Below are 19,763 nucleotides of genomic sequence, written 5' to 3'. Positions count from 1 at the left end.
GGAGGTTGCATTGGATGACGAGGCGATCGACCCGCGCGCCGACCTCATGTACGGCCTCGAAGAACTCCGAGAGTCCCGCCCCGAGTACGACCAGGCGCAGGTGTACTACGAAGGCAAGGTCCCCGAAGTCTTCACCAGCGTCCGAATCCGCCGGGCCCTCGCCATCCACCACGTCGACTTCGACCTCAACTTCGCCAAGACCCCCGTCAACGCTGTCACCAACCGGCTGAAGGTCGCCTCCGTCACCAGCCCCGACGAGCAGACGAACACCCTCATCTCGAAGATCTGGCAGGACAACCAGCTCAACATCGAACTCCCCGACCTCTTCCGCCGGGCCGGCGAGTACGGCGACGCCTACCTGATGGTCCTCCCCGTCGAAGACGAGCAGGGCGCCGTCCAGCGGGTTGAGATGTTCTACAACTCCCCGCAAACCGTGCGCGTCTTCTACGACGAGGACAACCCCCGCCGGAAAAGGTTCACGATCAAGAAGTGGTGTGACGGGCCCTACCTGCGTGCCGAGCTGCTGTACGACGGTCTCACTGAACGCTGGACCACAGGCAAGGACTCCCGAGGCGACCAACCCGCCGACTGGCAGCCGTGGCTGGCCGATCCGGAAGACCCGGAGTCGTGGCGGATCGAGAACGACTGGGGCGAGCAGCCCTGCTTCCACTTCAGGAATGACCGCCCCTACGGCACCCCAGAGCACTACGGCGCGTACGGCCCGCAGAACGCCATCACCAAGCTGCAGGCCACCCACATGGGCACCGTCGACTACCAGGGCTTCCCGCAGCGGTACGCGCTCACCGAGACCGCGAACACCGACACGTCCGACTTGGAGCCCGGAGACTTCGACGACGGCGACTGGCCCATCCCCGAAACCAACATCGGGCCCTCCGATTCCGGAGACGACTCCAGCCTGAAGGCCGGCCCCGGCGAGATGATGCTGCTCAGGGGCTTCAAGAGCGTCGGCCAGTTCGATGCCGCGCAGCCAGGCGTGTTCCTCGACCCGATCCAGTTCAACATCCGTGCGATGGCGCAGATCACCGACACGCCCCTCAGGATGTTCGACCCCGAGTCCAGCCGTCAGCGTTCCGGTGTCTCCTTCCAGGAGGAGGACGGCCCGTACATCGCCAAGGTTGAGAACCGGCAGACGTCGTACGGAGCCTCCCTGCACGCGGCGTTCGTATTCGCGCTGCGCCGCTTCGGGATCCCGGACCCAGTCGTCACCATCGACTGGGTCCCCGCCCGGTCCGTGTCCTCAGTGGAGGGGTGGCAGACCGTCCAAGCGAAGATCGCCGCCGGGGTCCCGCGCAAACAGGCACTCATGGAGGCCGGCTACCGCGCCGAACAGGTCGACGCATGGTTCCCGCCCGGCCTCGACGACGCGGAACTCCAGCGGCGCGTCGAGATCCTCGCCGCCCTCGCCACGTCCGCGCAGCAGCTCGGCTCCGCCGCCGCACTCGGCGTCATCAGCAACGATCAGGCCCAGCAGCTCATGACAGGCGCCATCGATGACCTCGAACTCCTCGCGCAGGCGCAGGAGGATAGCTGATGCCCTACAACAGCGATGACCTGCTACGCCTCGTCCAAGACGACCACACCGGTGAAGTCATCGACCTGGAGAACCAGATCAGCGACCGCACCCTGGGCGGCAGCGACCGAACCTTCGAGGACCTGATCCGAACAACACTCACCGCATGGACCCGCGCATTCGGTGGCCCCGACCGCCCGGCAGTGCCAGGCGAGGTACTGCGGCGCATCCTTGCCGCAGCGCGGGCAGCGGTGCAGCGCATCCTGGACGCTGTCGCCCACCGGGCCCCGGCCGCACTCGCTGACGGGCTCTCCCCGGCCTTGGCCATGGGGGTCAGGCAGGGTGCCGCGTTCGTGCGGGCCGCAGCCCGGCGCCGACGACGCGAGCCACGGGTGCCGGCCGTGGACCGGGTGCTGCGGGATGAGGGCCGCCGGATCTGGGACATGGTGGTGGAGCGCCGCGACCGGGCGATGTTCCTGCTGCACCCGGACCGGGTGGATCGCTGGTCGCACCTGCTGGCCGGGCTCGGCGCCGCCAGGGCTGCTCTGCCCGCCGTCCGTGCGCACGTCGCGTGGGTCATCAACACCGCAGTCCACCAGGGCCTGGATGCGGTAGTACGGGCGACGGCCCCGCTGCGGGTGTGGGTGGCGGAGGCGGACGCGTGCACGGTGTGCTTGGCGTACACGGGCCGCGTTGTGAAGGCAGACGAACCCTTCCCGGGCGGACTGTCCTGGGACCCGCGGCAACGTAGGCCGCGCGCCGCAGCCATCGAGGGGCCACCGAAGCACCCGCACTGCCGCTGCCGGGTGCTGCCGTGGAGCGACGCCTGGCGAACGGACGGCGTCCCCTTCCCGGAGGCCTTGCGCCGCGAGGCCGAACGGTCCATCGGGTACGGCCGGGCCCGGCCCTCCGAGGCCCGCGCCGTCCGCCTGCGCGCCGCCCGAGAGCTGCTCCGCACCGTCGACGATCTGCTACCAGCGGTCGAAACCACCGCCCGAACCGCACTCCGTAACAGCCGCTTCCCGGCCGCCGCATAACCCTCGGCGACCGAGATGGGAGCCGACAACACCCGTGATGGGAGAACACCCGATGGGCATCCACACCACCACCCGCCGCCGTCCGGTCATCAGCCTGCCGCCCGGCACAGTGCTCGGCTACCGGGCTGACGGCCGGCCGATCCACATCATCGCCGGAGGCGCCGAGGACGACGACCCGGACGTCGTCGTCGAAGACGAGCCGGAGCCCGAGCCGGTCGAGGACCCGGAACCCGAGCCCGACCCTGAGCCGGAACCTGCGCCGAAGCCGAAGCCGCCGGTGAAAAAGACGGATCCGAAGCCGGGCGACGACGACTATGTGCCCAGCGCGGCGGAGTGGCGGCGCACCCAGGAGGCGTTGAAGAAGGCCAACCTCGACGCCAAGCGGAACCGGGAGCGCGCCCGCGAACTCGAGGAGAAGGCCCGCGGCGACGAGACCGAGCACGAGAAGCAGCTGCGGGAGGCGAAGGAGGAGGGCGAGAAGCGGTTCCGTGAGCCGATGAAGAAGGCCGGCGTCCGGGCCGCACTCGCGGAGGCGGGCTTTTCGGCGCCCGACCGGCTGATGAAGCTGATCGACTGGGATGCCGTCAGCGTGGACGACGAGGGCGAACTCCTCGGCGTGGAAGCAGAGGTTGACCGGGTGAAGGCCGACTACCCGGAGCTGCTGCCGCAGGAGAAGCCGAAGCCGAAGCCGCGGCCGACGGGGGCGCCGAAGCCTGCCGTGTCCGACAAGCCGAAGTCCACGGCCGAACTGCATGCCGCCCGGATCCTGGGCAGGGCTTGACACCCACAGGTATATTCATCACCAGGTGAATTGCTCCGTGATGGAGCAGACCGCCCGCTTGCGAAGGCGACCGTGATGGGGCCACGCGTACCCCGCCCATCACGTTCGCCCGCAGGAGGGCACCCGTGGCTCGCAACACCTATGAGGCATGGATCCCGGAGGAGTACGGCTCCGAGGTCATCCAGCGCATCAACCAGACGTCCGTGGTCGAGGCCATTGCCTCCCGCATCCCGATGTCCACCGATACCCGGCACGTCGCCCGCAGCGCGGGCATGGGCGTCGACGTCGTCGACAAGGGCGGCGCATACGGCGAGGACGTCTCCCTCAACGACGAAGTGGTCTTGTACGCCAAGAAGTTTGGCAAGGCCATCCGCGTCGCCGAAGAGGACATCAACGACAGCCTGCCCAACATCATCTCCACCAAGATGAAGGACTGGGCCACCTCGTACGCGAAGGTTCTCGACAACTCGTGCCTCGCCGTGACCGCCGCGGCCGGCACCGGAGTGCCGTTCACGTCGCTGTACAACCTGCTCCACACCACCGACGCGACGGTCGGCTATACCGCCGATAGCAACATCACCACCGCCGCCACCGCGGGCGCACCGACCTACGCCGAGTTTTCCTCGACGATCGGTCTGGTCGAAGTCGGTGACTACTACGACCCGGCGACGATGGTTGCGATCGCCCACCCGGCGTTCCGTAAGAGCCTCCGCGGCGTCCTGGATACCCAGAACCGGCCGATCTTCATCGAGGGCCTGAACGGCACCCCCGACACCATCTTTGGTGTTCCGATCCGCTGGTCCCTCGGCGCCCGCACCTCTGCGGTCGCGACCGCGTCGCCGACCGGACGGCCGCTCATGGCATTCGTCTCCACTGAACTCATGCAGCTCGGCATCCGCTCCGGCCCCGAGTCCGTGTTCATCGACGGCCGCGACGGACTCAGCGCCCTCACTGACGAGTCGATCCTCAAGATGCGCTCCCGCCGCGGCTGGGCCTACGGCCACCCGGCCGGCGCGTCCATCCTCGTCGGCTGACCCCACCCAGCTCCCGCGCCGTCCTTGGCTCAGGACGGCGCGGGTCAGCAGGGAGGTGAGCCATGGCGACCACGAAGAAGACAACCAACGCGCGGGCTGAGCAGCACCCGGCCAAGGCGGGTGAGCCTGAGGTCGAGGTCGACAAGCGGTCCGCGGACGGCTCCGAGGGCACTCGGCACGTCAAGGAGTTCGTTGTGTCGTCCGGGAACTGGCCGGATGGTGACGACGCGGCGCACGAGGCGAACAAGGCGGCCGTCCTGAACGAGGCGATCCAGCGCGGCCTCCACCCGCGCGGCGATGTCAGCTTCGACGGGGCTACCGAGCATGTGGACAGCGTGTCCACCGTCCTCACCTACTCGGTCGAGACCGTGCCCGCCTCGGTTGACCACACCCCGCAGGAGACGACCACACCGCGGGACGCCATCGAGGACGCGGGCGGCGACACCAGCACCAAGAGCGGCGACTGACCATGGTCAACGCCTGGTGCACAGCGCAGGACGTCATCAACGCCACGGGCGTGTCGGTGACGGACCAGCAGCTTGCCCAGGCGCAGGCCGACATCGAGATCTTCACCAACCGGATCTACGCCGACACGGACCGGATCCGGCTGCGGGATCTCCACTGGCTGGGCCAGGCCGTCGCCCGGCAGGCAGCGTGGATTGCGGGCCAGTTCGGGCTGGAGACGCGGCTGGATGCCACGCAGATTCAGCAAGACCAGGTCTCCACCAGCCTCAAAGACGACGGCCTGGTCCTCGCACCCATGGCCGCCCGCGCACTGCGCCGGGTGTCGTGGATGCGTTCTCGGACGGTTCACATCAGGTCAGCGATCGAGGGCGCAGGCCCGCTGATCGGCGACCCGATGTCGGACGGAATCGACGAACGCATGACGTGGACCCCGTACGGGGGGGCGTGATGCAGGCCATCGCAACCACAAAGGTGACCATCCTCCGCGGCACCAGCACCGACGCCTACGGCGACGAGCAGGACACCGATACCCCGGTCGCCACCGGCATTCCCGCCTCGCTGATCGAGCAGACCCGGCGGGTCACCACCCGCGACAACCCCACCCCCCGCATCGTCCGGTACGCCGTGGTCCGGCTGCCGGCCGGAACGGACGTCACCGACCAGGACCGGCTCCTCGATGAGCGCACGGGCGTGAAGTACATCGTCGACGCCGACTCCTTCATGACGAATCCGGCGATGGCCGTCGACATCCGGCTCGACGCCCGCCGCACCACCTGACAACCGAACAGGCCACACGCTCGGGGAGACCGGGCGGCCGAGCTCGAGACCACCTTCGGAGAGGAGGCGGCCATGGCGCGATCCGGTGTGCGGATCGACCCGTCCGCGCGCACGCACGTCGACGACGCAATCGGCGACTGGCTGGAGAACGTCATCGGCCGCGACATCCTCGGCGACGCCCAGAACTTCGTGGCGAAGCGCTCCGGCCGCCTGCACGACTCGCTGCGCGCCGAGGTCCACGACAAGGTCCTTCGGGTCGGCTCTCTCGACTGCAACTACGCGACCGACGTGGAACTTGGCACCGCCGCCCACGTCATCACCCCGCGCAACAAGAAGGCACTGTCGTGGCCCGACGCCGACCACCCGGTCGCGCGCGTCAACCACCCCGGCACCCGGGCCCAACCATATTTGCGGCCCGCTCTGTTCCAGCGGAGGATGGCATGACCACGCCCGCCCTGCGCGCCACCCCCGAACTCGTCGCCGAAGCCTGGCTGAAGACCGTGGTCGGCGACATCGTGGCCACCACCCTGCCCAAGCCCGGCGCCGACGGCACCATCTCGTGGGCCGACACCGGCTTCGTCACCCTCGTCACAGCGGGCGGCACCCCGAATTTGTACGTCCCGCTGCGCGAGCCCGTGATGGGCGTGGACTGCTGGGCAGCAAACCCGCAGTCACAGAAGCCCCCATGGCGGAAGGCAGCCTGCCTGGCCGAGGCGATCCAGGCTGCCTGCTACGACCATCCGGCCATCCCCAAGGTGGTCATGCTGCCGACCGGCTACCCGCAGGCACAGGTGAAATCGGCGTACACGACCGGCGATCACCGCCGCATCCCCGACGACCCGTCGTCGTACGCCCGCTACAGCATCCCGGGCCTCGTCATCGCGTGGACGGAGGTGCCGTCGTGATGTGGGCCATCCAAGAGGACACCCCGCACGGGCAGCTCCTCAGCTGGAACGGCAAGACCCTCGTTCACGGCGACAAGGGCGAGCTGGAGTTCCTCCTCACCGGGCCGGTCCGCATCATCCCGTGCCCGCCCAGCCTGCGCCCCGAGGACTGCATGGAGCTCCGCTTCCACCCGCAGTACGCCCACCACACCTTCCCGCTCGTGAGGAGCAACTACCGATGACCCACAAGGTGCGTACCACCATGCAGCCCGACAAGACGCTCGAAGTCGACGACGTCGAATACCTCGACCTGAAACAGCAGGGCCTCCTCCTCGAAGAGGACGCCACCGAGGACGTGCCGCCCGCGACCGCGGCCCCGGCCAACCCCGCCAAGAAGTCCGGTCCGACCGGAAGCAAGGAGAGCTGACCCATGTCGGTGAACACCGGAAACCTCATTCAAGGCCCGGGAACTCTCTACTCCGGCGCGTTCGGCGCGACCGAGCCCGCCGACTCCGCCGTCAACACCACCCCCGCAGCTTCGGCATGGACGGACCTCGGCGGCACCCAGGACGGTGTGAAGTTCGGCGCCGACCAGACCTACGGCGAGCTGGAAGTCGACCAGATCACCCTCCGGGTCGGGTCACGGCTGACGAAGGCTGACTACACGATCGAGACGTCGCTGGCGGAGGCGACGCTGACGAACCTGTCGCTCACCCTGAACGGCGGCACCAGCGCGTCGGGGTCGGGCTGGTCGTCCTACGACCCGAACGTGACCAGTTCGGCGACGCAGCCGAACTACTTCGCGGTGATCCTCGACGGGTATGCGCCGAACCAGTTCCGGCGCCGGATTATCGGCCGCAAGGTCCTCAACATCGACAGCGTGGAACTGGCGTACACGAAGGACAAGCAGACGCTGATCCCGGCGAAGTTCGCGGTCCACTACGTGTCGTCCAGCATCACTCCCATCCACGTGGTCGATCAGACGAGCTGATCGACGCCCTAAACCCTGTCCGTAGCGAGGAGCACCGCCCATGGCATCCACCACCCGTTCCACCCGTCAGGGCACCGCCGCCCGTAAGAAGGCGGCGGCCAAGCCCGTCAACGGCACCGACGGTCTGGACTTCGAGCCGATCCGGATCGCCGCAAACGACGAGGTGCCAGAGGAGCGGGTCCCGCTCTTCTACATCGGCGACGACGAGTACACGATCCCGGAGCACATCCCCAGGGGCGTCGCTCTCCAGTACCTGCGGCACGCCTCTGAGGTGGGTCACGAACTGGCGACTGCACCGCTCCTGATCCGCGTGCTCGGTGAGGACGCGTACACGGCGCTGGAGGAGTCCAAGGCGCTGGAGGACGAGCAGCTGGAGGACATCGTCAACATCATCATCCGTCTGGCGCTCGGCAAGCAGGACCAGAAGGGAAAAGCCCAACGTGGCTGACCCCGCTACTGGACGCGATCCACGGCCAGGACTGGCTGGAGGCCATCGCGGACCGCACGGGGCAGGTCATGTGGGTCCTCGACCACGAAGACGACATCGACGCCGACTTCCTCGCCATCTACCGAATCGACCTTGAGCAAGTCGACCTCAGCGCGCGGCGGTACTTCGCACTCGCCTACCGGCTGACCGCCTACCAAGGCGTCATGGCCGCCCGCCAGGAGGAGGCCAGCGAGAAACGGCCAGCAGCACCCAGCACCACCCCAACCCGCACGAGCACTACCGCCGCCCCGACAACGGGCGGCAGCAGCGAGACGACCGAGGTCTCACTGACGCAGTTCCGGGCCCTGTACCCGGGCTGGGTGAGCGTGGCAGGCGAGGGAGGGTAGATGGCCGGGGCGTTCCGCATCGCGGAGGGATATGTCGAGGTCACCGCCGACGAGTCCGGCTACGACCGGGCCATGGACAAGCTGAAGGCCGCGAAGCACACGGTTAGCGTGGGCGTCGACCTCGACGACAAGGCCGCGATCGCCAAGCTCGACAACCTCGTCAAGCGCCGCACCGTCAACGTCACCGCGGACATGGACACCCGCACGGCGGCCAACGACCTGGCGCTGCTCACCCGCCGCCGCACCATCGCCCTCGCAGCCGACATCGACGAAGGCTCCGCACTGGGCGAACTGACCGCGCTCACCGTCGACCGCGTAGTCCGGCTCTTCGTCAACGTCGACGACGCCGAGGCCATCACCCGGCTCGACGCCCTCACTCGTGACCGCATGGTCAACGTACTCGCCGACATGGACACCCGGGTCGCGGCCGCTGACCTCGCCAACCTCACCCAGCGGCGTACCGTCCGCGTCGATGCTGACGCGGACACGGCTGACGCGGCGGCCCGGCTGGACATCCTCACCCGGGACCGCACCGTTCACGTCCGGGCCAACTTCCTTGGCAGCTTGGGCGGCGCTGGTAGTTCTGCCGGCGGCCTCGGTTCGCTGATTTCCAGCCTGTCCAGCCTCACTGCGCTGGCGATCGGGGCCGCGCCTACGCTGGCGTCGCTCGCGCAGTCGATCCTGCAGATGGGCCCGGCTGCCGCGCTCGCCGCGCCCGCGGTGCTGTCACTGGGGGCGGCGTTCGCCGCGGTGAAGCTCGGCACCAGCGGGATCGGTGACGCGTTCAAGGCTGCGTTCGCGCCGGCCACGAAGGCGGCCGGGTCGGCTGCGACGGCGACCCGGCAGGTGGAGTCGGCGCAGCGCTCTCTCGCTAAAGCGCAGCAAGCCGTGAAGGATGCGGAGGTCAATGCGGCCGCTGCCCGGGTCAAGGCTGCCCGCGACATTCAGGACGCGCAGCAGAACCTGAAGAACACCGTCCAGGACGTCGCCGACGCCAACCGCCGCGCGGCCGAGAGTGTGGCCTCCGCTGAACGGGACCTCGCCGACGCTCAGCGGGCGGCGAAGCAAGCCCAGTTGGACCTCACGCAGGCCCGCAAGGACGCTGCTCAGGAACTCGAAGACCTCAACAACCGGCTCGCGGACGCTCAACTCGACCAGCGGCAGAAGGTCTTGGACCTGCAGGACGCCGAGCAGAACTTGGCCGCGGTCAAGGCGAAGGGCTCGGCCGCCTCCCAGGAGGAGATCGACAAGGCACAGCTGCAGTACGACAAGGCCGTCCAGGCGCTCAACGAGCAGCAGACGGAAACGCAGCGGCTCCAGGACCAGACGGCGGCCGCGAACAAAGCTGGCGTGGAGGGCTCGGACCAGGTCACGAAGGCGAAGCAGAACGTCGCCGACGCCAACCGAAAGGTCTCCGACGAGACGCAGAACCTCAAGGACGCGGAGATCGAGGCGGCCCGAACCCAGACGGACGGGGCGCAGCGGATCGCGAAGGCGCAACGGGACGTCGCCGACGCACAGGCCGCTGCAGCGAAAGCAGCGGCCGATGGGGCGCGGCAGATCGCGGACGCGCAGGAGAACGCGAAGGAAGCGGCGCAGGCGCTCGCGCAGGCGCAGAACTCGGGGGCGCTGGCCACGAACAAGGTCGCGGACGCTCTGTCCCGCCTTGCGCCGAACGCGCAGGCGTTCGTGAATGCGGTCCTCGCGCAGCGGGAGGCGTGGCGCTCGCTGAAGCTGGACGTCCAGAACACGCTGTTCGCCGGGTTGGGCCAGAAGTTCACGCAACTGTCCACCGCGATCCTGCCCTCCCTGCATGCGGGCCTCACGGGCACCGCGACGATCCTCAACCAGACAGCGACGAACGCGGCCAACGCCGTCATTCAGCTCGCGAAGACTGGCGCACTGCGGAAGCTGTTCGACGGCCTCAACGACGGCATGCGGCCCCTCACCCGCATCCCCGGGCAGATCATCACCGGGCTCACCCAGATCAGCATCGCCGCATCCCCAGCATTCGCCCGCCTCACCACGGCCGCGGCCGGGGTCGCCGACAGCATCTCGAAGAAACTCGGGAACGCCTTCAAGTCCGGGGCGATGGACACCGCGATCAACAACGCGGTCACGATCGCCAAGCAGTTCGGAAAGTTGTTCGCGGACGCGTTCGCCACCCTCAACAACATCTTCAAAGCCGCCGCAGCAGGAGGCGGCAACGCCCTCGGCACCCTCGGATCGGTGTTCTCCGAACTACGGCGCATCACCTCCATGCCGGAGGTACAGAAGGCCCTCACGAGCATCTTCACCGCGATCAACTCCATCGCCAAGCTCGTGGCCGGCACCCTGGGCGCGGTCATTCAGGCTGCGCTGCCGCTGCTCGCCGCGCTCGCACCGGTCATCACTGAGTTGGCGACGAAGTTCGGGCCCGTCCTGGCTCAGCTCGCGTCCACGCTGGGGAAGGCACTGACGCCGATCATCGACGCGCTGCTCCCTGTGGTCTCGCAGATCGGCACCATCATCGTCCAGCTCGTGCAGGCCCTGCTGCCGCTGCTGCAGCCCATCGGCGATCTACTCGGCGCGATCATCACGGCGATTGCCCCGGTCATTCAGGTCATCGGCAAGGAACTGGTGACCCTCGTATCAGCCTTGGCGCAGGGCCTCGCACCGATCGTCACAGCACTCGTGCCGATCGTGCAGATGCTCGGGATGTTCCTCGGCCAGCTGGCGCCGATCTTCCCGCAACTCCTGGCGGCGATCGTCCCGCTGATCCCGCCACTGTCGCAGCTGATCGTGTCGCTGCTGCAGCTGGCCATGCAGGTGATCCAGCCGCTGCTGCCGCTGATCGTGACGCTGTCCACGTCTATGGCGACGACTCTTGCAGGCGCGCTGGGAATCCTCGTGCCAGTGGTCACCACCGTTATCGGCTGGATCACAAATCTCGCGGATGCGGCGAAGAAGGTGGTCGGCTGGATCGTCGACGGCTTCCAGTGGCTGTACGACAAGCTCGTCGGCCATTCGATCATCCCCGACATGGTCAATGCCATCGTTACCTGGTTCACGTCGCTGTGGACAGGAACGAAGCAGATCTTCACCACGCTGAAGAAGTGGGTCATCGACCTGTGGAACGGCCTGTGGAACACAGTCCGCTCGAAGTGGGACAGCTTCTACTCCGGCCTCAAGCTGGCAATTTCGCTGGCCTGGACCGGCATCAAGAACATGTTCTCCGGGTTGAAGACGTGGGTCACGAACACGTGGTCGTCGCTGTGGAATGGCGCGAAGAACACCGTCACCGGGATTTTCAACACGATCAGTTCGAAGATCAGCGGCTTCGCCTCCGGCATGAGGACCGCGTTCAGCAACCTCAAAAACGCCTTGGGGACGATCTGGGACGGCGTCCGCTCGAAGATCGGCAACCCGATCAAGTTCGTCGTCGGCACCGTCTACAACAACGGCCTCCGCAAAATGTGGAACACCATCGCAGGGAAGATCTCCAGCAGCCTCACCCTCCCCGCGATCTCTCTCGGCTTCAACCGCGGTGGCGTCGTCCCTGGCAGCGGCAACAGCGACACCGTCCCCGCGATGCTCACCCCCGGCGAGCGGATCCTGTCCAAGCAGCAGGTGGCTCAGCTCGGAGGCCACCGCGGCATCGACGCCATGCTCGGCCAGGACAAGCCCACCCGCACCGGCGGCAACCCTTCCCAGTCGGAGGAACGCCGCCGCTACCAGGGTCCGACGCAGCATTACGCGTCCGGTGGCATCGTCGGCACCGTCACCTCGGGCATCGGCAACGCGATCGGCGGCGCGGTCGACTGGGCCAAGGACCTCGTGATCGGCGGGCTGAAGGCGGCCGCGCAGAAGGCGCTCAGCAGCCTGGTCCGGCCGCTCATCGCCCGTATCCCCGGCGGCGGGTTCGGCAGCCTCCTGAAGGGCCTGTCGAACAAAGCCGTCGACGGCATGCTCGCCTTCCTCGGCAACGAGGACAAGAAGGCCAAGGGCGGCCCCGCCGTACAGCGGGCCCTGGCATGGGCGAAGACGCAGAACGGCCTGCCGTACCAGTGGGCGGGCAACGGCAACCCCAGCTGGGACTGCTCCGGGTTCATGAGCGCCATCGAGAGCGTCATCCGGGGGGAACGCCCGCACCGCCGCTGGGCGACCGGGGCGTTCGTCGGGAACAACGGGCCCGCCGGCTGGGTGCGGAACCTGAAGAGTCCATTCATGATCGGCATCACCAACGCGGGTGTGGGCCACACCGCGGGCACCCTGGCCGGCGTGAACTTCGAGTCGTCGGGCGGCCGTGGCGTCCACTACGGCAAGAGCGCCCGCGGCTACAACGACAGCTTGTTCACCAGCCAGTGGGGCTTCGCGCCGGCCGCGAAGTACGACAGCGGCGGCCTGCTCCGGCCGGGGGCGACGATGGCCGTCAACGCCACCGGCCGGCCGGAGCGCGTGCTGTCCGCCTCTCAGACGGACGCCTTCGAGCGGCTCGTCAACGGCAGCGGGGCGCGCAGCATCACGATCGAGAACATCACCATCAGCGGCACCTTTGACTTCTCTTCCCCGAACGCGCGCCGCGCTGCCGCGAACGCGCTGGTGAAGGACATGAAGGAAGCCCTCCGCCGATTTGACCGGGAGCGCGCCTGATGGCTCAGTACAACTGGGGTGACCTGACCGTCGGGCGGATCCCACTGAGGGAGACGCTCGACGCGACCGAGTCCGGCGGGGACCGCAGCCTCGACCTCGACGGGCAGGAGTCGTACCCGCCGCTCACCCGGGCGCAGGTCATCGCCCGCCACGACGGAATCAACTCCCTGACCGTCGGGCAGGTGTTGCCGGTAACGTTCACCGACAAGCCCGAACGCAACGGCTATTACGCCGTCAAGGCGTGCAGCAGCACGTACACCGAGTACCGCACCGAGATGGTCACCGCGGACTGGAAAGTCTCGTTGGACCGAATCGGCTCGGAAGCAGAGACCGACCTCCAGTCCCGCCTCACCGGCGCGGTCCGCCTCAACGACTTCAGCTTGTCGGGGGAGCGCTGGCACGCCCCGCCGATCGGCCACTACGGCTACACCACCGGCGGCACCAACCCCACCACGATGACCCGCACCGGCGCCGATGGCACCATCACCGTCTACCGCGGCGTGCCCGCCAACATCAGCCCCCGCTGGGCCTGCGCACCGACCAGCTATCTCACCGGGCGCGTCAAGGTGACCACCACCGGCGGCCAGGAGGTGTACGGCTCCGACGTATCCCTGGCTGCGACTGGCTGGTCCCTGACCAACGGCCTCGTCAATGTCACCTGGTCCACCACCGGCGGCGGGAGCTTCGACATCCAGGCCTACACCGGCGGCGCCTACCACTCAAAACTGTGGACGCCGTTCACTTCGTCCGGCGGCCAGATCGGCAACACCTGGGACACCGCCACCCTGCTCCGCAACGACCCCGAGATGGTCATCCTGCGCCTGTCGAAGAGCCTCAGCCCCGGGAGGTTCACTACCGACCTCACCCTGCGGCGTGGCTCCCGCATCATCGAGGGCTACATGCAGCGCAACACCGCCGCCGACCAGTTGAAGATCCGCCTCAACACCGCCGAGGGCTTCGTCGACACCTCGGCATCCGGCTACCTGACAGCCACGGCGAACGACGCGGACGGCAACCGGTTCGCGTGCGGATCGGCCCGCTCCTTCATTGCCCACGCCAACGGTGGTGTTCAGAAGAACACGACCACCACGCTGGACTTCTGGATCGGCGTGGCGGCCGGCGGGGGTTCGGCCGTGTCCGGGGATGCGGCCACCGACCTGCGGAACCAGTACATCGCCAGCATGCCAGAAGCCGTCTACGGCGTAAGGAGGTAGGCGGTGGCTGTCCAAGAGGTCCTGAAGGCGCTCGGCTCGTGGGAGGTCAAGCTTCAGCCGAACACCCCGCGCGAAATCCTCGACGCCCTCGACTACTTCGGGCACGTCGCGATCGTGCCCGGCCGCCTCGACCCCCAGCAGTACGGCGACAACCTCCTCACCACGGCCCGCTATGTCGGTGTCCTGCGCACCCGCACCATCGGTGACGATGGCCGCACCAGCACGCCCCAGGACGATCTGTCCGTGGGCGGCGTGGGCATGGCCATGTGGCTGGGCGACGAGGACAACAAGGGATCGGTGTACGAGAACGCCGTCGAGCCCGCGTCCGCGTCGTTTGCGACGGCCATCACCATGCTCCTGCCGGCCTCAGGCGCGGTCACCGCGGGCACCATCTACTCGGTGGCCGGCCTGTACTCGGGCCACCACCAGTACGAGAGCCCTCGCGAGGCCATCAACTACGTCTGCGACACCATGTCCACGGCCAGCGTCCCCGTCTCCTGGCGGGTCAATGGGAACGGCACGCTGGACGCCGGCCCCGACAGCAGTCTCTTCGTGACGAGTCCGACGTGCGTCATCATGGCCGTCGGCTCCGGTGAGGACATGGCGTTGCGGGCGCTGCCCGGGTCGATGGACGTCACCCGGGACGTGGAGGACTACTCCACGCGTGTGGTGCTGCTCGCCGAGGGCGAGGGCACGAGCATCGCCACGGGTACCGCGGACATCTCCCCGGCCACGTCGTACAAGGACATCCACGGCAACGCGCTGAAGATGACCCGGCTGGTCAGCGAGTCGGACACGTCGACGGGGAACGCGGACACGCGCGCCCAGCTGGCGCTCAGCCAGTTCACGTCGACCCGCAATGCCCTCCAGCTCAGCACGTCTGACTACGACATCCACGGCACCTTCCAGGTCGGCGACCGGGTGTGGGTGTACGACCCGGACTCCGGCCTCGTCGACCTGACCACGGAGATCACTTTCCGGGGCCTGCGAATCAACCCGATCAAACTCCAGGTGACCGAGGCGAACTGGGCCGTCACCGACCAGTACACGGTCGCCTACCGGGCGGCCGACGGCACGTGGACGGATCTCACCCAGTACGTCGAGTGGGAGACCGACTCGACCAGCACGGTGACGGTCGGGGACTTCTCCCGCCAGCTCACCAACAGCAGCGTGGAGCCGGTCGGGTCCCGGCCCAACGCCGACACGAGCGTGCCCGGCCAGCCCACCTTCGTCACCCCGTTCACCGGCGTCGCCTACCTCGACAACAGAGGCTTCACCCGGGCCCGGGTCATTCTCAACTGGAACGCCCCCCTCAACGTCGACGGCTCCACCGTCCTGGACGGCGACCACTACGAGATCCGCTACGCCGTCGACACCGACATGATCTACCCGGCTACTTGGGCATCCGTCTCCCAAGTGCGCTGGCAGGACCTGCAGATCTGGGCTCAGCCGTTCGCCGCTCCGACGGCCAAATGGCAGACCATGGTCGTCAACTGGGACACCACCACCGCCCAACTCCAGGACCTGTCCCCGGGCATTGGCTACGACATCCAGATCCGGGCCGTCGACAAGACCGGCAACACCGGCGCCTGGTCCGGCACGACGACGTTCGTGGCGAGCGCCGACAACATCCCGCCCAGCACGCCGGCCGCTCCGTCGGTGGCGGGGTCGCGGATCGCGGTGCAGGTCACGCACCAGCTCGGCAAGTCGAGCGGCGGCACCTTCAACCTGGAGTCGGACCTTGACCACCTGGAGATCCATGTCTCCTACGAGCCGACGTTCACCCCGGACGCGACCACGCTGAAGGGCAAGGCGGTCGCGAATGCTGGCATGATCCAGGCGCAGATTCCGGTGGTGTTCACGGCGCAGGTCGAGGAGACCAGCGCGCGGTACGTGCGGGTCGTCGCGGTCGACAAGACCGGCAACAAGTCGGGCCCCTCGGATGCGGCCACCGCCACGGCGCTCCTCATCGACGACGCCCACATCTCCGACCTCACCGTCTCCAAGGTCACCGCCGGGCAGATCAACGCGGACTGGATCGTCGGCGCCCGCATCAAAACGGCCGACACCGGGCCCCGTGTCGAGCTCAACTCGGCTGGCTTGCAGACCTACAGCGCCGACGGCACGCAGACCGTGAACATCGCCAGCGCGGACGGATCCGTCTCAATCGTCGGCACGCTGAAATCGGGCACCTCCGGTAAGCGGCTAGAGATCAATCCCACATCCACCTACCTGCCCGAGATCCGGTTCTACGCCAACAACGGCACCGACTACGGCTACATCAACGCCACTTCGTCCGGCTCCGACGTCAGCCTCGGCCTGAACTCCAGCTCCTATGACGATGGCGGCGGGACCCAGGTCACCTCCCGCTCCTTCCTCAACACCGCTTACGCAGAATTGGCCGTGGTGCGCTCCGACACCCAGGCCCGCTATGGGGGGTACGTGTGGGCCAGCGTGGGTGCCCTGTTCGGCGGCTTCATCCGCGCTGGAGTGCCGGGCGGCATACTCTACGCCGACCCCAATCAGGGCAAGTTCGGCTATGACGACGGCACAAACGTCAACGAGTGGATCCACACCAGCTCGGTCACAAGCCATGTCGGCAAGTGGAACAACTACATCTCCGCAGGTCACAGTGATGGACTCTTCACCGGAAGTATCAGTTCTGCTTCATCGATTTCCGGCATGACGATTTCCTGGGGCGCCACCCTCGACAGCCCCATGTATCCAGTCGCCACTATCCGCGACAGCCCTGCGAATTACGTTTACGAGTCTGCGACGCCAACTACAACAAGCGCAGTTCTCGACTTTTCGATCGCCACTACCGGCGCAAGCGCCGTGCATTTTTGGTGCTGGAGGATGTGACATGGCAGACGAGCACACCATCATTGACATCCTCGCAGGGGAGATCAGCCCCGGCGTGCAAGGGTGGAGCGTCATCACGCTGCGCCCGGGTAGTATTCGCTGGCAGCACACTTTTCCCGCAGAGACCATGGAATGGCGGGCTGCTGAGTATGGGCTGACGGATCCGGTGGAGATCGTCGACGTGATTCTCCACGAGCCCTACCAGGAGACAGACGCCCCGGTACTGCCGCCATCGGTGAAGCAGCCCCCCGGCAAGGCTGCCGGGGCGACCGTCGCCAAGGCGAAGGACCCACATGGGCCGATCCTCCTGGAGGCCACGTCGACGAGGGCGGCGCGAGACGCGCACCGCTCACGAATCGCCGCAGTGAAGAAGCAGCGCGTGCGGATCACCGACCCGGATGGCCTCCTCGCGCACATCCACCGCAGCCACGGCATGGACCCCGACCGGGTCCGCGCCAAACGCGAGGCGGTGGATGTGCACCGCTGGAACCGCCTGTACGGGGGCCTGCCCGTGCCTGTGACCGACACCTCGGAGGTGCCCCGTGCCTGATCCGTCTACCACTCGGATCTCGCTGTACAAGTCCAAGTCGGACGGGTCCGAGCTTGTCAACTACACCCAGGACCTGGGCCAGAACTGGGACAAGGTCGACGCTGCCGTCGGTTTCCAGTCGGCGACGTCCAGCACGCGTCCGTCTTCCCCGTACTCCGGGAAGCCGATCTTCGAGACCGATACCTCGTACCGCACCTACTTTTCCAACGGCACCTCGCCGGCGTCCGGCTCCTGGGTGGAAATCCCCAACGGCAGCGCGAGCTTCAACAGCACCCTGCGCCTCGCATCCGGCAAGCAGATCAACGTCAACAGCAGCGCGTCCGGCGCCACCCTTGCCGTCGTCAACGCTGCAGCCGGCACCGACCTCATCTCCGGCCGTGTCACCGGCGACACCGTCGACCGGTTCCTCGTTGACACCGACGGCACCCTCAACTGGGGAGCTGGCGGCAGCACTGCCCCCGACGTCGTCCTCGCCCGCACAGCCGCCGATACCCTCGGCACCGCGTCAGGCGACCACTTCAAGGTGGGCGGCGACTTGAAGTTGGTCAACGGCACCACCATCTACCGCAACAAACTCAGCGCCTCGACAACCGTTGCGAACACGGCCTCTGAGACCGTCATCGCAACGCTCACGATCCCCGCAGGAGACGCGGTCGCGGGCGCGGTCTACCGCATCAAGGCGTGGGGTGTGGCGTCGGTGACGGGCACGCCGACGCTGACGCTGCGGTCCCGGCTTGGTGGTGTGGCCGGCACGGCCCTCGGATCCAGCGGCGGCCGCACGGCGTCGTCGGGTGTGTCGAACCGGGCCTGGCAGGTCACCGCGGATCTGACATGCCTGACCACGGGCGCGAGCGGAACGTGGTTCGCGAGCCAGGTCACCTACGAGGCGGTCACATTGTCGGCGTCGCCGCCGTTCGCGTCGCCGGGCCTGATCCTGGACGGGACGACGTCGGTAACTGTCGACAGTACGGTCTCGGAGGACTTCGTGATCACAGCGACGTGGGGTACGGCTTCGGCATCGAACACGCTGACGTGCCGCGGCTACAGCGCTGAACGCGTCGCCTAACTCTGGAAGGAAACAGCAACCATGGCTTACCCCCACTACCTGTTCAACGTCGTCAAGGGCTCCTACGGCTTCTCGCTGGACATCACCCCCAGCGGTGATGCGTCCGACGTCGAGGGCGGCTCTGCACAGGACGTCATGGAAACCTACGGCCTGCTCACCGACCTTGCCGCGTTCCTCCGTGCCCGCAACGGTGTCGACTCGGTCAATGTGCACCGATACACCGAAACCGACACTACCCTCGTCGAACAGTGAGCCGAACCGCCTAGCTGTCGGCCTCGCCCGGGTACGGGGGGACGGCCGCGAGGTCGGGGCCGCCGCACGGGCCCGCCTCGGCGGTGCCCTGGTCGGCCTGCGTGAGCCGCGCGTTCTCTTCCAGGGCGGCGGACAGTTGGCGTTCGAGGGTGTCGGCGCGGGCCTCGAGGAGAAGGTTGGCTTCGAAGAGTTCCGTGCACCGCCGCTTGAAGGTGGGGAAGGCATCCTCGTAGCTGATCTTCTGGGTCACGTCTGGTCCTCCTTGCTGATGGTGCGCTGTGCTTGGGGGTCAATAAGGTCGGGCAGCGAGTGAAGCTGATCGCCGTCGTAGAGCCCGCTATAGCTGTCCAGAGTGTTGGCGTGGGCTCGTTGTTTCTGGGCGAGTTCGTGGGCGAAGCGGTCGAGGAGGTCCGAGAGGTTCTCTCGGTTGTCCTCGTCGTAGGAGAGGATTGCTTCCCTGGTGCTTTCCAAGGGCGTCACGACTGTTCCGTTCCGTTGATGGCGTGGTCCCAGGCGAGGCTGTCGGGGTGGGCGTGGGTGGCGTGGCTGGCCGTGAGGGCGGCGGCGAAGTGGGCGGTGGCGGTGAGGACGTCCATCTTGCTGGGCGGGTCGTGGCGGGCACCCATGCCCTGTTCGGGGTCGGCGGGAACGTCGGTCCCGACGAGGAGGCGTTCGCCTTCGCGGTAGTGGTCGGGGCCGGTCACAGTTGCTGCCCTCTGGTCTCAATGACCTTCAGCCGTCCAGTCTTTGGCCACGACCTTAGAAAGCCGTAGCGGTCGTCCAGGCTGTATCCCCACCTCGACACCCGTTGGACTGTGCGTGGAGCGCCTGGCCGAGGGCCCTTCAGAACGTC

General features: G+C 67.5%; 24 protein-coding genes. 20 read left to right on the top strand and 4 right to left on the bottom strand.

Annotated features, from left to right (window positions below):
• Positions 1–10: 10 nt before the first annotated feature.
• The 18 genes from ABZ453_RS31170 to ABZ453_RS31085 all read left to right on the top strand — a co-directional run bounded on the left by ABZ453_RS31170 (position 11) and on the right by ABZ453_RS31085 (position 17,592).
• Positions 11–1,552 carry a phage portal protein gene (locus ABZ453_RS31170; RefSeq protein WP_359020041.1) on the top strand — a complete coding sequence of 514 codons (1,542 nt, stop codon included), beginning with the start codon at positions 11–13 and terminating at the stop codon, positions 1,550–1,552.
• Positions 1,552–2,568 (top strand): hypothetical protein, encoded by a 1,017-nt coding sequence (locus ABZ453_RS31165; protein WP_359020040.1) that lies wholly within the window; start codon positions 1,552–1,554, stop codon positions 2,566–2,568. The genes ABZ453_RS31170 and ABZ453_RS31165 overlap by 1 nt, the downstream gene beginning before the upstream one ends.
• A gap of 37 nt (positions 2,569–2,605) precedes the next feature.
• Positions 2,606–3,349 (top strand): phage scaffolding protein, encoded by a 744-nt coding sequence (locus tag ABZ453_RS31160; protein WP_359020038.1) that lies wholly within the window; start codon positions 2,606–2,608, stop codon positions 3,347–3,349.
• A 125-nt stretch (positions 3,350–3,474) separates the two neighbouring features.
• Positions 3,475–4,383, top strand: coding sequence for a phage major capsid protein (locus ABZ453_RS31155; protein ID WP_359020036.1), 909 nt, complete (start codon positions 3,475–3,477; stop codon positions 4,381–4,383).
• Positions 4,384–4,445: 62 nt separating this feature from the next.
• On the top strand, positions 4,446–4,850 hold the full coding sequence (locus tag ABZ453_RS31150) for a hypothetical protein (protein ID WP_359020034.1): 405 nt from the start codon (positions 4,446–4,448) through the stop codon (positions 4,848–4,850).
• Between the two features lie 2 nt (positions 4,851–4,852).
• Complete coding sequence (locus ABZ453_RS31145; RefSeq protein WP_359020032.1) at positions 4,853–5,296, top strand: hypothetical protein; 444 nt, start codon at positions 4,853–4,855, stop codon at positions 5,294–5,296.
• Positions 5,296–5,625, top strand: coding sequence for a hypothetical protein (locus ABZ453_RS31140; protein WP_359020030.1), 330 nt, complete (start codon positions 5,296–5,298; stop codon positions 5,623–5,625). Before ABZ453_RS31145 ends, ABZ453_RS31140 begins: the two co-directional genes overlap by 1 nt.
• A gap of 72 nt (positions 5,626–5,697) precedes the next feature.
• On the top strand, positions 5,698–6,069 hold the full coding sequence (locus tag ABZ453_RS31135; RefSeq protein ID WP_359020028.1) for a hypothetical protein: 372 nt from the start codon (positions 5,698–5,700) through the stop codon (positions 6,067–6,069).
• Positions 6,066–6,530: a hypothetical protein gene (locus tag ABZ453_RS31130; protein ID WP_359020026.1), complete on the top strand. Its 465-nt coding sequence runs from the start codon at positions 6,066–6,068 to the stop codon at positions 6,528–6,530. The genes ABZ453_RS31135 and ABZ453_RS31130 overlap by 4 nt, the downstream gene beginning before the upstream one ends.
• Complete coding sequence (locus ABZ453_RS31125; RefSeq protein WP_359020025.1) at positions 6,530–6,751, top strand: hypothetical protein; 222 nt, start codon at positions 6,530–6,532, stop codon at positions 6,749–6,751. Before ABZ453_RS31130 ends, ABZ453_RS31125 begins: the two co-directional genes overlap by 1 nt.
• A complete protein-coding gene (locus tag ABZ453_RS31120) occupies positions 6,748–6,936 on the top strand; it encodes a hypothetical protein (RefSeq protein ID WP_359020023.1) in 189 nt (62 codons plus the stop codon). The genes ABZ453_RS31125 and ABZ453_RS31120 overlap by 4 nt, the downstream gene beginning before the upstream one ends.
• Before the next feature lie 3 nt (positions 6,937–6,939).
• Positions 6,940–7,500 (top strand): hypothetical protein, encoded by a 561-nt coding sequence (locus tag ABZ453_RS31115; RefSeq protein ID WP_359020021.1) that lies wholly within the window; start codon positions 6,940–6,942, stop codon positions 7,498–7,500.
• A 40-nt stretch (positions 7,501–7,540) separates the two neighbouring features.
• Entirely contained in the window at positions 7,541–7,948 is a 408-nt protein-coding gene (locus tag ABZ453_RS31110) for a hypothetical protein (protein WP_359020019.1), read from the top strand.
• Between the two features lie 68 nt (positions 7,949–8,016).
• On the top strand, positions 8,017–8,334 hold the full coding sequence (locus tag ABZ453_RS31105) for a hypothetical protein (protein WP_359020017.1): 318 nt from the start codon (positions 8,017–8,019) through the stop codon (positions 8,332–8,334).
• A gap of 192 nt (positions 8,335–8,526) precedes the next feature.
• Positions 8,527–12,966, top strand: coding sequence for a hypothetical protein (locus ABZ453_RS31100; protein ID WP_359020015.1), 4,440 nt, complete (start codon positions 8,527–8,529; stop codon positions 12,964–12,966).
• Positions 12,966–14,180, top strand: a complete 1,215-nt coding sequence (locus ABZ453_RS31095) for a hypothetical protein (RefSeq protein ID WP_359020013.1) — start codon at positions 12,966–12,968, stop codon at positions 14,178–14,180. The genes ABZ453_RS31100 and ABZ453_RS31095 overlap by 1 nt, the downstream gene beginning before the upstream one ends.
• 3 nt (positions 14,181–14,183) lie before the next feature.
• Complete coding sequence (locus tag ABZ453_RS31090) at positions 14,184–17,042, top strand: hypothetical protein (protein ID WP_359020011.1); 2,859 nt, start codon at positions 14,184–14,186, stop codon at positions 17,040–17,042.
• A 1-nt stretch (position 17,043) separates the two neighbouring features.
• Positions 17,044–17,592: a hypothetical protein gene (locus ABZ453_RS31085; RefSeq protein WP_359020009.1), complete on the top strand. Its 549-nt coding sequence runs from the start codon at positions 17,044–17,046 to the stop codon at positions 17,590–17,592.
• A gap of 60 nt (positions 17,593–17,652) precedes the next feature.
• Here the strand turns inward: ABZ453_RS31085 and ABZ453_RS31080 are convergent, their stop codons facing one another.
• Positions 17,653–17,787 carry a hypothetical protein gene (locus tag ABZ453_RS31080; RefSeq protein WP_359020007.1) on the bottom strand — a complete coding sequence of 45 codons (135 nt, stop codon included), beginning with the start codon at positions 17,785–17,787 and terminating at the stop codon, positions 17,653–17,655.
• Between the two features lie 40 nt (positions 17,788–17,827).
• On the opposite strand from ABZ453_RS31080, the gene ABZ453_RS31075 reads away from it, so the two are divergent.
• On the top strand, positions 17,828–18,658 hold the full coding sequence (locus ABZ453_RS31075; protein ID WP_359020005.1) for a hypothetical protein: 831 nt from the start codon (positions 17,828–17,830) through the stop codon (positions 18,656–18,658).
• 21 nt (positions 18,659–18,679) lie between these two features.
• A complete protein-coding gene (locus tag ABZ453_RS31070; protein WP_359020003.1) occupies positions 18,680–18,910 on the top strand; it encodes a hypothetical protein in 231 nt (76 codons plus the stop codon).
• Positions 18,911–18,920: 10 nt separating this feature from the next.
• Here the strand turns inward: ABZ453_RS31070 and ABZ453_RS31065 are convergent, their stop codons facing one another.
• From ABZ453_RS31065 to ABZ453_RS31055, 3 genes are read right to left on the bottom strand one after another with little or no spacing between them, the layout of a single operon-like run.
• Positions 18,921–19,160 (bottom strand): hypothetical protein, encoded by a 240-nt coding sequence (locus tag ABZ453_RS31065; RefSeq protein ID WP_359020001.1) that lies wholly within the window; start codon positions 19,158–19,160, stop codon positions 18,921–18,923.
• Positions 19,157–19,390, bottom strand: coding sequence for a hypothetical protein (locus tag ABZ453_RS31060; protein WP_359019999.1), 234 nt, complete (start codon positions 19,388–19,390; stop codon positions 19,157–19,159). The genes ABZ453_RS31065 and ABZ453_RS31060 overlap by 4 nt, the downstream gene beginning before the upstream one ends.
• Positions 19,387–19,614, bottom strand: coding sequence for a hypothetical protein (locus ABZ453_RS31055; RefSeq protein WP_359019997.1), 228 nt, complete (start codon positions 19,612–19,614; stop codon positions 19,387–19,389). Before ABZ453_RS31055 ends, ABZ453_RS31060 begins: the two co-directional genes overlap by 4 nt.
• Positions 19,615–19,763 lie beyond the last annotated feature (149 nt).

The organism is Streptomyces sp. NPDC005799 (genome assembly GCF_040630525.1).
Taxonomy (GTDB): domain Bacteria; phylum Actinomycetota; class Actinomycetes; order Streptomycetales; family Streptomycetaceae; genus Streptomyces; species Streptomyces griseorubiginosus_B.
The sequence above is the reverse complement of the archived record's forward strand: the minus strand, read 5'-3'. Positions and strand labels throughout refer to the sequence as shown.